Origin of the sequence: Lysobacter ciconiae, assembly GCF_015209725.1 — a bacterium.
In the GTDB taxonomy this organism is placed as follows: domain Bacteria; phylum Pseudomonadota; class Gammaproteobacteria; order Xanthomonadales; family Xanthomonadaceae; genus Novilysobacter; species Novilysobacter ciconiae.
In genome coordinates, this window is the sequence record NZ_CP063656.1 from 616,636 (window position 1) to 630,763 (window position 14,128).

Consider the following 14,128-nt stretch of genomic DNA (forward strand, 5'->3'; position numbering starts at 1 on the left):
CGTACGAGTATAGGCACCGCGCGCGCGACTGCCTGCCGGCGTGCATTTTTTGCGGGCGGCGGCGTGATCGGCCACAATAGCGGGCCCCTCGCTCCCGAGCCGTTTCCGGCCGCGCCAGCGAGGGATGTCTTCCACTCCCCTCGGTGACGCATGAATTTTCACGAATACCAGGCAAAGCAGCTGTTTGCCGACTACGGCATTGCCGTGCCGGCCGGGCGCATCGCCCGCACTCCTGAAGAAGCGGTCGAAGCCGCCAAGTCCATCCCGGGCGACCTGTGGGTGGTGAAGGCACAGATCCACGCCGGTGGCCGCGGCAAGGCCGGTGGCGTCAAGCTGGCGCGGAGCTTTGACGAGGTCAAGCAGTACACCAAGGCCATGCTCGGTACGTCGATGGAGACCTACCAGACCGCCGGTGTCGCGCTGCCGATCGACTCGGTCCTGGTCTGCGAAGGCACCGACATCGACAAGGAGCTCTACCTGTCGGTGCTGGTCGACCGCAGCACGCAGACGGTGACCTTCATTGCCTCCGCCGAAGGCGGCATGGATATCGAGCAGGTCGCCGCCGAGAAGCCCGACGCGATCAAGAGCCTGCACGTGAACTACGTGGAAGGCCTGCAGCCTTACCAGTGCCGCGCGCTGGGCTTTGAGCTGGGCCTGACGGCCAAGCAGGTCAACCAGCTGACCAAGATCATGACCGGCCTGTTCAAGCTGTTCCACGAGAAGGACTTGGCGCTGGTCGAGCTGAACCCGCTGGCGATCCTGACCAATGGCGACCTCGCGGTGCTCGACGGCAAGGTCGATTCCGACGACAACGCGACCTACCGTCATCCCGACCTGGCCCAGATGCGCGACATCCGCCAGGAAGACGAGACCGAGGTCAAGGCCAGCCAGCACGACCTGAACTACGTGACCATGGACGGCAACATCGGCTGCATGGTCAACGGCGCAGGGCTGGCGATGGCGACGATGGACGTGATCAAGCTGGAGGGCGGCGAGCCGGCCAACTTCCTCGACGTGGGCGGCGGCGCGACCAAGGAGCGCGTGACCGAGGCGTTCAAGCTGATCCTGTCCAGTGACAAGGTGGAGGCGATATTCGTCAACATCTTCGGTGGCATCGTGCGCTGCGACATGATCGCCGAGGGCATCATCGCCGCGGTCAAGGAAGTGGACGTCAAGGTGCCGGTGATCGTGCGTCTGGAAGGCACCAACGTGGATGCCGGCAAGGAGCTGCTGAAGAACTCCGGCCTGGCGATCACTTCCGCCGATGACATCAACGATGGCGCCCGCAAGGCCGTCGCCGCCGTTGCCGCCTGACCACATCACCAGGATTCGATATACATGAGCGTTTTGATCAACAAGAACACCAAGGTGATCGTGCAGGGCTTTACCGGCTCGCAGGGCACCTTCCACGCCGAGCAGATGCTCGAGTACGGCACGAAGGTTGTCGGCGGCGTCACTCCGGGCAAGGGCGGCACCACGCACCTGGACCTGCCGGTCTTCAACACGGTCGCCGACGCGGTCGAGCAGACCGGCGCGGACGCCTCGGTCATCTACGTGCCGCCGGCGTTCGCCGCGGACGCGATCCTTGAAGCCGCCGATGCAGGCATCACTGTCATCGTGTGCATCACCGAAGGCATCCCGGTGCTGGACATGCTGCGGGTCAAGAACGTGCTGAACGACTACGAAGACGTCGTGCTGATCGGCCCGAACTGCCCCGGCGTGATCACCCCGGGCGAGTGCAAGATCGGCATCATGCCGGGCCACATCCACACCGTCGGCAAGATCGGCATCGTCAGCCGCTCCGGCACCCTGACCTACGAGGCGGTCAAGCAGACCACCGACGTCGGCCTGGGCCAGTCGACCGTCATCGGCATCGGCGGTGATCCGATCCACGGCCTGGACTTCATCGACTGCCTGAAGCTGTTCCAGGACGATGAGCAGACCGAAGGCATCATCATGGTCGGCGAGATCGGCGGCAGCGCCGAGGAAGAGGCGGCCGAGTTCATCGCGCAGTACGTGACCAAGCCGGTGGTCGGCTTCATCGCCGGTGCCAGCGCCCCTCCGGGCAAGCGCATGGGCCACGCCGGTGCGATCGCCTCCGGCGGTCAGGGCACCGCTGAGGGCAAGTTCGCGGCGATGGAGAAGGCGGGCGTGACCACGGTCAAGTCGCCCGGCGACCTGGGCGCGGCGATCGCCAAGCGACTGGCGAGGTAGGGCCTCGCACTAGGTAATAAAAAGGCCACCTTCGGGTGGCTTTTTTTTTGGCTTTTTTTTCGGGGCGCTGGCGCGGGTTAGAGCATCGTTCGGGTCGCTGGTGATTGTGGTGGCCGAGGGGCGTGGCCTGCATGTCCTCCGGGCGAATGTCCCCCGGCTCCCGCCTGCGGCGGGCGCCTCCTCCTTTATTTCGCCCGGAAGACACACAGGCCACGCCTTTGCTGACGATTCGCCTCCACAAGCACCAGCCATGCTGGAACGACGGGGGTGGGTGCCCTTGGGGCGAAGTAAAGGAGGAGGCACCGGTTTCACCGGTGCCGGGGGACATTCGCCGCAAGGGTATCCACCCCTGGCGCCTTAACTAATCAGCCGTTGCGCCGCCTTCTTCCACGTCACCAGCATCGAGCGCCTCTTCTGCGCCCCACGGAGCCGGCGGGGTGGCAATCGGCCGGGTCAGGTCAAAGCCGACCCGGAACATCCGGTCCTGATCGGTGCGTGCCAGTTCGTAGACAAAGCGCTGCCCCGGATCGATTTCCATGGCCCACACGTTGGTGTTGGAGACGTCCATCCCTTCGCGAGTAAACATTTCCTGTGAGAAGGTGTCGACCGGAAATTCCTGGCGCGTCGCGCTGCCGGAAGATGCTGTCTCCCCGCCGTACATGGTCACCGGGTCGTCGCTGCCGTCCTCCAGTCGGTGATCGTGTTTCAGGCGCAAGCCTTCATCGGTCCGTGTAAGTACCCAGGTGCGCGAGTAGTTGTCGCCGACGTTGAAGGGGATGCGGATCTCCCGGTCGCTGCAGTCGCGCACGTGCATGGTCAGGGTCTGGTCGCGGAACGGGTCCGGACCGTCGCTGACGGGGCGGTCGGTCAGCACGCTGCCCTCGAACGCCTTGCCGCACAGCGCGGTGATGCGGTCGAAGAACGCCTGCTGCGGGTCGGCGGGCGCTGCAGCCGGGGTGTCGGCAGCGGTGGTGGTAGTGGTGGTATCGGTCGCCGACGGACTGCAGGCGGCGAGGGCGGCGGCGAAAGTCGCCGGCAGGAGGATGCGGGAAATAGTCATCCAGTCACGCTAGCCGGTTTCGACCGTGCATGCCATGCGGGGGTGCCGGAAGCCGTGCACTCAGGTGATGCCGACAGGAAAAGTGTGCAAGTTGAGGTGGCGCGGCGAAGGAGCGCCCGCCCAAGGACGCGAATGCGCGGTGACGTCTCGACGCTGACATCGCGCGATCACTGGACTGCCGTGGATTCCAGTAACCAGTCACGAAATGCCGGGTAGTCGAGTCCGAGCGGTGTGGCTGTCGCGGATCGGGCGAGCGCCGCTGCGAGGGCCGGCGGTGGCTTCACTTCATGGCCGATCAGGGGCTCCACCACCCTCTCGAACTTGGCCGGGTGCGCGGTGGCGACGACCGCCCATGGGCGCCTATCGCCATGGGCGCGGAGGCTCTCGAGTGCGTGCAGCGCCACCGCGGTATGCGGACAGGGGACGAGTCCATGCCGGGCGGGAGCACCGGCAATGGCTGCGCTGATCTGGCCGTCGTCCACGCTGCAGGCCCGCATCGATGCACGCACCGCGGCGTCATCAACATGCCACCAGCGCAGGCGCTCGAAGTTGCTCGGCGCGCCGACGTCCATCGCATTGGCGAGGGTCGCCTTGCCGGCTTGCGGGCGGTAGTCCGCGCCGTCGAAGTAGCGTGGCAATACGTCGTTGGCATTGCTGGCGATCACGATGTCCCCGATCGGCAGGCCCATGCTGCGCGCCAGCCATGCGGCCAGGGCGTTGCCCAGGTTCCCGGTCGGAATGACGAAGTTGAGCGACGTGCCGTGGTCGGCCCGGAACTGCAGCGAGGCGTGGGCGTAGTACGCCATCTGCGGCAGCAGCCGGCCCAGGCTGATGCTGTTGGCCGACCCCAGCGTGATCGATTCGCGTAGACCGGCATCGGTGAGCGCCTGCTTCACCAGCTGCTGGCAATCATCGAAGGTGCCCTCGACGCGCAGCGCCTGCACGTTGTCGCCAAAACAACCCAGCCCATGCGCCTGGCGCGGAGAGACGCGTCCATCGGGATACAGGATCACCACGCGGAATCCCTCACGCCTGTGGAATGCCGCGCCGACCGCGGCACCGGTATCGCCGGAGGTCGCGACCAGGATGGTGGTGGGCGGCGCGCCCGATTCGCGCAGGCGCGAGAGCGCTTCGGCGAGGAAGCGCGCGCCGATGTCCTTGAACGCGGCCGTCGGTCCGTGGAAAAGCTCGAGCAGGTAGTCGCCGGCACCCTGCAACGGGCGCAGCGGCACCGGGAAATCGAAGGCCGCGCGGCACATGTCCGCCAGTTGCGGCTCCAGACGCGAGCCGGCGAAGTACGGGCCGAGCAACGCGGCGGCGGTATCGGCGAGCGTGGCGCCGGCCTTGTCGAGGTGTGCCTCCGGAATCGCTAGAGGTACATACAGGCCACCATCGGGCGCCAGCCCGGCCGCCAGGGCGTCATCGATCCCGACCTCGGGCGACCCTCCACGGGTGCTGGCGAACTTCATGCGACCACTTCCGCGCGCGGGCCATTGATGGGCGACAGGTGCACGTCGCTGTCCAGGCCGACCGCGGCAAACGCGGCCTGCATCGCGGTAGCGGCGGTCTGCGCCTGCTCGATGTCGGCGAACCAGCCGAACACGCTGGGGCCGGCGCCCGAGATGCTCGCGCCCAGGGCTCCATGGGCGAGCGCGGCAGCCTTCACCTCGGCGAAGCCCGGTACGAGCGAGGCGCGGCGGGGTTCCACCAGCACGTCGCGTAGACCTTCGGCGATCAGGGTGAGATCACCGCGCGCCAGGCCGGTCAGGAACAGGGCCAGATGCTCGCTGTGCTGGACGACCTGACGCAGCGGGTAGGGCGCCGACAAGGCTTCGCGCGCGAGCCGGGTCTCGAGCACGTGGTGCGGATGCACCACCGCGCACACCAGCGGCGGCGCCGACAGCGGAATCGCACGGGTCGGGGTGGCCAGCACGACGCCGCCGAACAGCATCGGTGCCACGTTGTCGCCGTGCACGCTGCCGCTGGCGACGGACTCACCCAGCAGCGCCAGCGGATACAGCTGGTCGCGGGTCAGTGGCTGCTCCAGCAGCGCATTGGCCGCCACCAGCGCCGCCACGCACGACGCCGCCGAGCCGCCAAGACCCGAACCCAGCGCGATGCCCTTGTGCAGGCGCAGCTCAAACCCGTGTGCGATGCCGTATTGCTCGCGCAACTCCATCAGCGCGCGTCCGGCGGTGTTGCGCCCGGCCTCGCGCGGCAGTTGCGCTGCGCCCGCGCTGTCGCCGTCGATGCCGCTTATGGTGACCGTGGGCGCGTCGACCCGGCGCACGAAGGCGCGGTCGCCCGGGCCCTCGATGCTGTGGCCGAGCAGGTCGAAACCCACGCCGATGTTGCCGACGCTGGCGGGCGCGAATGCGGTGGCTTCCTGGCGCGGCGTAGCCCCGGAGCTACCGGCGCGGGCGGCGCCGGATGTGTGCCTCGGCCGGTCGATATCCGTTTTCACAGTCGTGCCCCGAGCGCCTGCGCAATGGCCAGCACGTCGCCGAACACGCCGGCGGCGGTGACCTCCGGCCCGGCGCCGGGGCCCTGCACGACCAGTGGGTTGTCGGTGTAGCGACGGGTGTGGAACTGGATCAGGTTGTCGGTCAGACGGGTGTACAGGCTGGCGTGTCCTGCCGGCGGCACCACCAGGGCGACGCTCGCACGCCCGTCGCGGTCCATCCGGGCCAGGTAGCGCAAGGCGCCGCCGCCGGCCAGCGCGTCGTCAAGTCGCGCCTGCAGCGGTGTATCCAGCTCCTCCAGGCGGGCAAGGAATTCCTCCAGCGGAACATCCTGCAGCGGCGGCGGCACAAGGTTTTCGATCTCGACATCCTCCAGTGACAGCATGCGACCGGCCTCGCGGGCGAGGATCACCAGCTTGCGGGCGACATCGATGCCCGACAGGTCATCGCGCGGGTCGGGTTCGGTATAGCCCAGCTCGCGCGCCTCGCGCACCAGCGCGGAGAACGGCACGCTGCCATCGAAGCGGTTGAACAGCCACGCCAGCGTGCCCGACAACACGCCCTCGAAGGCGGTCAGTTCGTCACCGGTGTCGAGCTGGTTGCGCAGGGTCACGATCACCGGCAGGCCGGCGCCGACGGTGGCCTCGTAGCCGAAGCGGCCGCCGTGTCGGGTGGCGGCGCGGATCGCCTGGTAGCGGGCCAGGTCGCCGCTGCCGGCGTGCTTGCTCGGCGTCACGACATGGATGCCGGCGGCCAGCCAGTGCGGGTAGTAGTCGGCGATGGCGTCGCTGCCGCTGCAATCCACGATCAGCGCGTGCGGCAGATGGCTGGCGCGGACGTGATGGGCGAACGCATCCAGGTCCAGCGCCTCGCCGGCCTCCAGTGCCTCCAAAGCCTGTTGCGGCGGCAGGTTGCGAGGCGCCAGGCTCATGCGGCGGCTGTTGGCGATCGCGCGCAGGCGCAGGTCGATGCCGCGCTGGCCCTCACCAGCTAGGCGCTGCAGCGAATCGGACAGCTGGCCGAGCAGGGCACGGCCGACCTTGCCGGGCCCGATGAGGCCAATGGAGAGTGTCTGCGGCGAAAGCCAGAACGCGGAATGCACGGCGCGCAAACCGCGCACGGCATCGGCGGCGTCCAGCGCGACGGAGATGTTGCGTTCGCTGGCGCCCTGGGCGATCGCGCGGATGTTGACCCGCGCCTTTGCCAGACCATCGAACAGCCGTGCGGCCACACCGGGGGAGCCGACCATGCCGTCGCCCACGGCGGCGAGGATGACGATGCCCGGCGTCACCTCGACCCCGGCGACCAGCCCTTCTTCAATGGCGTCGGCGAAGGCGCTGGCGACCGCCTCGCGGGCCTGCGCCGCCTGCGCCTCGCGCACCACGCAGCAGATCGAATGCTCGCTGGAGCCCTGCGAGATCATCGTCACCGAGACGCTTGCGGCATGCAGGGCCGCGAACATCCGCTCGGCGGTCCCCGGCACCCCGATCAGGCCGGCGCCACTGAGTTCCAGCAGGGCCATGCGTTCCACCAGGCTGAGGCCTTTCACCGGCGACGCGGCTGCGGCGGACTCCAGGCTGATCACGGTGCCGGGGGCTGCTGGGTTGCGGGTGTTGCGGATGCGGATCGCCAGTCCGGCCTGCAGCGCCGGCGCCATGGTGCGCGGGTGCAGCACGCTGGCACCGAAATAGGAGAGCTCATTGGCCTCGGCGTAGGACATGGAATCCAGGCACACCGCATCCGGCACAAGCCGCGGGTCAGCGCTGAGCACGCCGTCGACGTCGGTCCAGATGGTGAGCTCGTTGGCATGCAGCAGGCGCCCGAACGCGGCCGCGGAATAGTCGCTGCCATTGCGCCCCAGCGTGGTATTCGCGCCCTCGCCATCGCGGGCGATGAAGCCGGTGATGACGCGGCCACGGGAGCATTGCTGCTCCCGCTCCGACCACTGTGCCAGGCGCGACTGGCTGGCCTCCCAGTCAACCGTGACGCCCAGCTCGCCGGGGTTGGCGACGAGCACCTCGCGCGCGTCCAGGCAGCCCCAGCCGGCATCGGCGCCCCCCAGCGCGACCTGCAACACGCGCGCGGAACAGACCTCGCCCAGGCCATGCACGCCTGCGATGTCGGCCTCGCTGCGCGCCTGCCCCGACGCCATCGCCGTCAGCGTGTCGCCCAGCGCGGCAAACCGGGCTTCCAGCCATTCGTGCAGGCCATGCGCCGAGCCCGAATCCAGCACATCCGCCGCGTCCAGATGGCGCTGGCGAAGCGCCATGAAGGCCGGCTTCCAGTCCGTGCCCGCAATGCTGGCATCGGCCAGCGCGATCAGGGTGTCGGTGACCCCGTGCATCGCCGAGACGACGACGAACTGGAGGCCGGACGCTGCCGCATCCATTTCGTCGAGGAGGGCGGCAACGCGCTGGTTGTGGGCGGCGTCGGCAAGGCTGCTGCCACCGAACTTGTGCACGTGGACGGACTTGAGGCCCGGCGCAAGTGGCTGCCCCGGATCGGTGCGCGGCGGGGCAAGGGGGGAGGGCATTCGGGAATCCTGTGGGTCTGCGTTGGGGAGGGCGTGGCTTAAGGTTCAGTCGCGCATGCAAACGGCGTAGCAGCGGACCTGCAGGTTTTCCAGCACTGCCGCGGTGGCGGCGCGGGTGCCGATCGCTGCGCCACTGCCCTGGATGTCGGCGGTGAAGGCACCTGAGTCCAATGCCTGCGATACCGCCTGCTCCACGCAGTCCGCCTCGTCGTCCAGTCCGAGCGAGTGGCGCAGCAGCATCGCCGCACTGAGTATCGCCGCAACCGGGTTGGCGATGCCGCGACCGGCGATGTCGGGTGCCGAGCCGTGAATCGGCTCGTACACGCCGGGCTTGCCGTCGCCCAGCGAGGCCGACGGCAGCAGGCCCATCGATCCGGCCAGCATCGAGGCCTCGTCGGTGAGGATGTCGCCGAACATGTTCTCGGTCACGATCACGTCGTACTCGCGCGGACGCGACAGCAGGTGCATCGCCATCGAGTCGACCAGCTGGTGTTCCAGGGTGATGTCGGGGAACTCGTCTGCGACCACCCGGGTGGCGACCTCGCGCCACAGGCGCGAGGTTTCCAGCACGTTGGCCTTGTCCACCGAGGTCAGGTGGCCGCGGCGCTGGCGGGCCAGCTGCCCTGCGCGGCGGACGACGCGCTCGACTTCGCTCACGCTGTACTCGCACAGGTCGCTGGCGCTGTCGCTGGCGCGCTGTTTCCGGCCGAAGTAGATCCCGCCGGTCAGCTCCCGCACCACCACCAGGTCGACCCCGTTGAGCAGGTGCGGTTTGATTGGCGAGGCACCCAGCGCGGCGGGGTGCGGTTTGACCGGACGCAGGTTGGCGTACAGGCCCAGACCCTTGCGCAGCGCCAGCAGGCCCTGCTCGGGCCGGACGCTCGCCTTTGGATCGGACCACTTCGGCCCGCCCACGGCGCCCAGCAATACGGCGTCGGCGGTGCGGCAGGCATCCAGCGTGCTCTGCGGCAAGGCCTCGCCGGTGGCGTCAATGGCGGCGCCACCGATCAGGTGCTCATTGAAGCTGAAGCGATGGCCGTAGGCGGACTCGACCGCTTGCAGGGCTTCCACGGCGGCGGCGGTGACCTCCGGGCCGATCCCGTCACCGGGCAGGACAACAATGTCAGCGTGCATGGTTCAACTCCTCGTAACGGGCGATGGCGGGTTCCTGCTTGAGCAGGTAGCCGAGCTGGTCGACGCCTTCCAGCAGGCAGGTGCGCGCGAACTCGTCCAGCGGGAAGGCGAACCGGCGGCCGTCGGACAGGCGCACCTCACTGCTGGCGACATCGATGTGCAGTGCGATGCCCGGCCGGGCGAGCAGCTCCTCGACGATGGCTTCGGGCAGGACGATCGGCAGCAGGCCGTTCTTGAGTGCGTTGCTGCGGAAGATGTCGGCGATCTGGGCACTGATCACCGCCTGCAGGCCGAGATCGAGCAGGGCCCAGGGCGCGTGCTCGCGCGATGAGCCGCAGCCGAAGTTGCGGCCGGCGACCAGGATCTGCGCGTCGCGGTTGGCCGGGTCGTTGAAGGGAAATGCCGGGTCCGGGGTGCCATCGGCGCGCTGGCGCCAGTCATGGAAGGCGAACCGGCCCAGACCCCGGCGCTCGGTGGTGGTCAAAAAACGTGCGGGGATGATCTGGTCGGTATCGATGTTGCGTTCGCGCAGGACGACCGTGCGCGAGCGCAGTTCGGTGATGGCGCTCATGACGTGGCCTCCGCGACGACGTTGCGCGGCGGTGTATCGGCTGCGGTCGGCCCACGGCTCTCTTCGCGCAGGAACGCCTCCGGGTCGGTGATCTCCCCGCGCACGGCGCAGACCGCCGCGGTCAGCGGCGAGGCGAGCACGGTGCGTGCACCCTGGCCCTGGCGACCTTCGAAGTTGCGGTTGCTGGTGGACACCGCCAGTTGCCCGGGCGCGACCAGGTCACCGTTCATCGCGATGCACATCGAGCAGCCCGGCTCGCGCCATTCCGCGCCGGCGGCCCGCACGATCCGGTCGATCCCCTCGGCTTCGGCCTCGCGCTTGATCTGCACTGAACCGGGCACCACCAGCATGCGCACGCGCGGGTGCACCTTGCGGCCGCGCAGGATCCCTGCCGCCTGGCGCAGGTCGTCCAGCCGCGAATTGGTGCAGCTGCCGATGAACACCACGTCTACCGGTTGTCCGGCCAAGGGCTGGCCGCCGGCGAAGCCCATGTACGCCAGTGCCTTGCTGTCGTCATCATTGCCGGGCGGGGGCAACGGCAGGTCGATCGCGGTCACCTGGCCGGGGTGGGTGCCCCAGGTCACGGTGGGCCGGATGTCGGCCGCATCGATGCGGACCTCGCGGTCGAAGCGCGCGCCATCGTCGCTGCGCAGCGTGCGCCAGCGCGCGACCGCCTGTTCGAACGCCTCGCCCTGCGGCGCGCGCGGCTTGCCGCGCAGGTACGCGAAGGTGGTCTCGTCGGGAGCGATCAGGCCGGCGCGGGCGCCCGCCTCGATCGACATGTTGCACACCGTCATCCGCTCATCCATCGACAACGCGCGTATGGCGCTGCCGCGGTACTCGATGACGTGGCCGGTGCCACCGTTGACGCCGATCACCCCGATCACGTGCAGGATCAGGTCCTTGGCGGTCACCGACGCTCCCAGTTGGCCGTCGATGGTGATCGCCAGCGTGCGCGGCTTGCGTTGCAGCAGGCATTGGGTGGCCAGCACGTGGACGACCTCGCTGGTGCCGATGCCGAAGGCCAGCGCGCCGAACGCGCCGTGGGTCGCGGTGTGGCTGTCGCCGCAGACCACGGTCATGCCCGGCTGGGTCAGCCCCAGCTCGGGTCCGATCACGTGGACGATCCCGCGATGGTCGCTGTCGAAATCGAACAGTTCGATGCCGCGGCGCGCCGCGTTGTCGCGCAGGGTCGCGACCTGCTTCTCGGCTTCGGGCGTTGCGTAGGGCAGGCTGCCGTCCGCGTTGCGCGGCAGGGTCGGGGTGGAGTGGTCCAGGGTGCCCTTGGTCAACTCCGGGCGGCGCACCTTCAGGCCGCGCGAGTCCAGCTCGGTGAAGGCCTGCGGCGTGGTCACCTCGTGGATCAGGTGCAGGTCGATGTACAGCACGGCCGGCGAGGCCTCGCTCTCAGGGCTGACCAGGTGGCGATCCCAGAGCTTGTCGAACAGCGTACGCGGCGCGCCGCTGCCGGCGCGGTGGATGCGGTTGGCGATGTCCAGCCACGCCAGCGCGGACGCCTCCAGGATGTCGGTGCTGGTGCCCGAGCCGGTGTGCTCGACGCCGTCCAGGGTCGCGACCACGCTGGCCTGGCCCTGGGCGTCATCGCCGGCGGTGATGCTGGAGATCTGGAAGCTTTCGATCTCCAGCGGCAGGTCCGCCGACCGCGACAGGGCCGCAAACAGGGCGTGCACCGGCCCGTCGCCGACGGCCGCCTCTTCGGCGACCGTGCCGCACGGCCTGGCCAGGCGGACGCTTGCGGTCGGCAGCATGCCCTCACCCACGCCGGTGGATGCGTGCACGCGCAGCAGCCGGAAGCCGCGCCGCAGCGGCGCGTCGGTGCCCAGCACCAGCGTCTCCAGGTCGGCGTCGAAGACTTCGCGTTTCTTCTCGGCCAGCACCTTGAACGCCTCAAAGACGTCGTTCAGGCGGGTGTCGTCGACCATCAGGCCCAGCGTCTGCAACCGGTCGATGAGGGCCGCGCGGCCGCTGTGGCGACCCATCACCATCTGCGACTGCTCCCAGCCCACGTCCTGAGGACGCATGATCTCGTAGGTGCCGCGGTGCTTGAGCATGCCGTGCTGGTGGATGCCGGATTCGTGGGCGAACGCGTTCTGCCCGACGATCGCCTTGTTGCGCTGCACGCGCATGCCGGTGATCCGCGACAGCAGGCGCGAGGTCGGCACCAGCCGGCGCGTATCGATCCGCGTGGTCGCATTGAAGTAGCTGCGGCGCACGTTCAGCGCCATCACCAGTTCCTCCAGGGCGCAGTTGCCGGCCCGCTCGCCGATGCCATTGATGGTGCATTCGACCTGCCGGGCGCCGCCCTCGATCGCGGCCAGGCTGTTGGCGACGGCCAGGCCCAGGTCGTTGTGGCAGTGCGCGCTGAACACCGCGCGCTTCGCGTCACGCACGTTGACGCGCAGGTATTCGAACAGGGAGCGGATCTCCGCCGGCGTGGTGTAGCCGACGGTGTCGGGGATGTTCAGCGTGGTCGCGCCGGCGGCGATCGCCGCGCTGCAGACCTCGACCAGGAACTCGGGCTCGGTGCGCAGGGCATCCTCGGCCGAGAACTCGACGTCGTCGAGGTAGCGCCGTGCCATTTCCACGCCCATCACCGCGCGTTCGATCACCTGCTCTTTGTTCAAGCCGAGCTTGTGCTCGCGATGCAGCGGGCTGGTGGACAGGAACACGTGCATGCGCGCGTCTTCGGCGCCTTCCAGCGCGCGCGCGCTGGCTTGGATGTCGCCGGTGTGGCAGCGCGCCAGCGCCGCCAGCGTGGAGCCGCGTACTTCCCGCACGATCCGGCGGGTGGCCTCGACTTCCGCCTCCGAGCTGGCCGGGAAGCCGACTTCGATCACGTCCACCCCGAGGTCGGCCAGCGCGTGGGCGAACCGCAGCTTCTGCGGCGCGGTCATGCTGCAGCCCGGCGACTGCTCGCCATCGCGCAGGCTGGTGTCGAAGATGCGTACGTGCCCGGCAGACGAGTGTTCGCCGGGTACGTGCCCGGCAGGAGCGTGTTCGTCGTGTGCGGCGTCGGAAATGGCTACGTCGGGTTCGTGGGTGCTCATGCGGGAATGACCTCGGGAGTGGGCGCCGGCGTGGGTTGTTCCACGGGGCGGGACGGCGCGGAGGCCGTGCTGGCAGGGGAAAGAGGGCGGACCGAGGCGGCACGCGTGGGCGGCGCGATGTCGCGGCTGCGGCGACGCGGGCGGCGCGGTGCGCGCGGGCGGACGTCGGCGAGCAGCTGGGCCAGCACGCTGGCGTCGATGTTGCCGCCGGAGACGACCGCGCATTTGCGCCGACCGGCAACCCGGCGACCGGCGGCCAGCGCCAGCGCGCCGGCACCTTCGGCGATGACGTGCTCTTCCAGCGCCAGCCGGACCAGGGTTTCGCGCAGCTCCGCCTCGCGCACGATCACGATGTCGTCCAGCAACTCGGCCAGCAGCTCTCGGGTCAGCACCCCGGGCTCCTTGACCCGGACCCCGTCGGCAAGGGTGGTGGCACTCTCGCGCAGCTCGAAGTCGCCGCGCAGCGCACGCGCCATCGAGTCCACGCCTTCGACCTGGGCGCCGACGATGCGCACGCCTTGGGATTTGAGCGCCAGCGCCACTCCGGAGGCCAGCCCGCCCCCGCCGATCGGCACCAGCACGACGTCGGGTGCCAGCGCGGCCATCTCCAGGCCGACGGTGCCCTGGCCGGCGATCACATCGGGATCGTCGAAGGCCGACAGCAGGCGGTAGTCGTTCTGCTCGGCCAGCTCGGCGGCGAAGGCCCTGGCTTCGTCATAGGTATCGCCGTGCAACCGGACGGTCGCGCTCCAGTGGGCCACGCCGGCGACCTTGGTCTGCGGGGCATTGCCCGGCATCACCGCAATGACCGGCACGCGCAGACGGTAGCCGGCCCAGGCCAGCCCCTGCGCGTGGTTACCGGCCGACGCCGCGATCACCGGCCGCTGGTCGCCACGCTCGCGCATCGCCAGCAGCGCGTTCATCGCCCCGCGCACCTTGTAGGACCCGGTCCGCTGCAGGTTTTCCAGCTTCAACCAGCAGCCGAAACGCTCGGCATAGTGCAACGGCGTCGCCGCCAGATACGGCCGCAACCGCGCCTGCGCCGCCAGCACGGCGGAAGCGTTCACACCCGCCATTGCCATCGCC

General features: G+C 69.1%; 10 protein-coding genes and 1 pseudogene. 2 read left to right on the forward strand and 9 right to left on the reverse strand.

Features of this window, described 5'->3' with window-relative positions; all coding sequences use genetic code 11:
* Positions 1–150 precede the first annotated feature (150 nt).
* Both sucC and sucD read left to right on the forward strand, forming a co-directional pair.
* Positions 151–1,314, forward strand: coding sequence for an ADP-forming succinate--CoA ligase subunit beta (gene sucC / locus INQ41_RS02810; RefSeq protein ID WP_193986029.1), 1,164 nt, complete (start codon positions 151–153; stop codon positions 1,312–1,314).
* A gap of 24 nt (positions 1,315–1,338) precedes the next feature.
* Positions 1,339–2,214 carry a succinate--CoA ligase subunit alpha gene (sucD, locus tag INQ41_RS02815; RefSeq protein WP_193986030.1) on the forward strand — a complete coding sequence of 292 codons (876 nt, stop codon included), beginning with the start codon at positions 1,339–1,341 and terminating at the stop codon, positions 2,212–2,214.
* A 361-nt stretch (positions 2,215–2,575) separates the two neighbouring features.
* On the opposite strand, the gene INQ41_RS02820 is transcribed toward sucD, so the two are convergent.
* The 9 genes and pseudogenes from INQ41_RS02820 to INQ41_RS02855 all read right to left on the reverse strand — a co-directional run bounded on the left by INQ41_RS02820 (position 2,576) and on the right by INQ41_RS02855 (position 14,118).
* Positions 2,576–3,274 carry a hypothetical protein gene (locus INQ41_RS02820; protein ID WP_193986032.1) on the reverse strand — a complete coding sequence of 233 codons (699 nt, stop codon included), beginning with the start codon at positions 3,272–3,274 and terminating at the stop codon, positions 2,576–2,578.
* Positions 3,275–3,441: 167 nt separating this feature from the next.
* On the reverse strand, positions 3,442–4,743 hold the full coding sequence (gene thrC, locus INQ41_RS02825) for a threonine synthase (RefSeq protein ID WP_193986034.1): 1,302 nt from the start codon (positions 4,741–4,743) through the stop codon (positions 3,442–3,444).
* On the reverse strand, positions 4,740–5,624 hold the full coding sequence (locus INQ41_RS02830; protein ID WP_248285361.1) for a homoserine kinase: 885 nt from the start codon (positions 5,622–5,624) through the stop codon (positions 4,740–4,742). The genes thrC and INQ41_RS02830 overlap by 4 nt, the downstream gene beginning before the upstream one ends.
* Before the next feature lie 110 nt (positions 5,625–5,734).
* Positions 5,735–8,269, reverse strand: coding sequence for a bifunctional aspartate kinase/homoserine dehydrogenase I (gene thrA, locus INQ41_RS02835; RefSeq protein ID WP_193986036.1), 2,535 nt, complete (start codon positions 8,267–8,269; stop codon positions 5,735–5,737).
* A gap of 45 nt (positions 8,270–8,314) precedes the next feature.
* Entirely contained in the window at positions 8,315–9,403 is a 1,089-nt protein-coding gene (gene leuB, locus INQ41_RS02840; protein WP_193986038.1) for a 3-isopropylmalate dehydrogenase, read from the reverse strand.
* A complete protein-coding gene (gene leuD, locus INQ41_RS02845; protein ID WP_193986040.1) occupies positions 9,393–9,974 on the reverse strand; it encodes a 3-isopropylmalate dehydratase small subunit in 582 nt (193 codons plus the stop codon). The genes leuB and leuD overlap by 11 nt, the downstream gene beginning before the upstream one ends.
* A complete protein-coding gene (gene leuC / locus INQ41_RS13320) occupies positions 9,971–11,455 on the reverse strand; it encodes a 3-isopropylmalate dehydratase large subunit (RefSeq protein WP_248285362.1) in 1,485 nt (494 codons plus the stop codon). Before leuC ends, leuD begins: the two co-directional genes overlap by 4 nt.
* Positions 11,447–13,042, reverse strand: a pseudogene (locus tag INQ41_RS13325) (2-isopropylmalate synthase); the annotation flags it as partial. The pseudogene INQ41_RS13325 and the gene leuC, both read right to left, overlap by 9 nt.
* Positions 13,039–14,118 (reverse strand): threonine dehydratase, encoded by a 1,080-nt coding sequence (locus INQ41_RS02855; protein WP_193987177.1) that lies wholly within the window; start codon positions 14,116–14,118, stop codon positions 13,039–13,041. The pseudogene INQ41_RS13325 and the gene INQ41_RS02855, both read right to left, overlap by 4 nt.
* Positions 14,119–14,128 lie beyond the last annotated feature (10 nt).

Bases quoted from the DNA above. Each gene is read 5' to 3' on its own strand.
- sucC (WP_193986029.1), top strand. From the start codon at position 151: ATGAATTTTCACGAATACCAGGCAAAGCAGCTGTTTGCCGACTACGGC.
- sucD (WP_193986030.1), top strand. From the start codon at position 1,339: ATGAGCGTTTTGATCAACAAGAACACCAAGGTGATCGTGCAGGGCTTT.
- INQ41_RS02820 (WP_193986032.1), bottom strand. From the start codon at position 3,274: ATGACTATTTCCCGCATCCTCCTGCCGGCGACTTTCGCCGCCGCCCTC.
- thrC (WP_193986034.1), bottom strand. From the start codon at position 4,743: ATGAAGTTCGCCAGCACCCGTGGAGGGTCGCCCGAGGTCGGGATCGAT.
- thrA (WP_193986036.1), bottom strand. From the start codon at position 8,269: ATGCCCTCCCCCCTTGCCCCGCCGCGCACCGATCCGGGGCAGCCACTT.
- leuB (WP_193986038.1), bottom strand. From the start codon at position 9,403: ATGCACGCTGACATTGTTGTCCTGCCCGGTGACGGGATCGGCCCGGAG.
- leuD (WP_193986040.1), bottom strand. From the start codon at position 9,974: ATGAGCGCCATCACCGAACTGCGCTCGCGCACGGTCGTCCTGCGCGAA.
- INQ41_RS02855 (WP_193987177.1), bottom strand. From the start codon at position 14,118: ATGGCGGGTGTGAACGCTTCCGCCGTGCTGGCGGCGCAGGCGCGGTTG.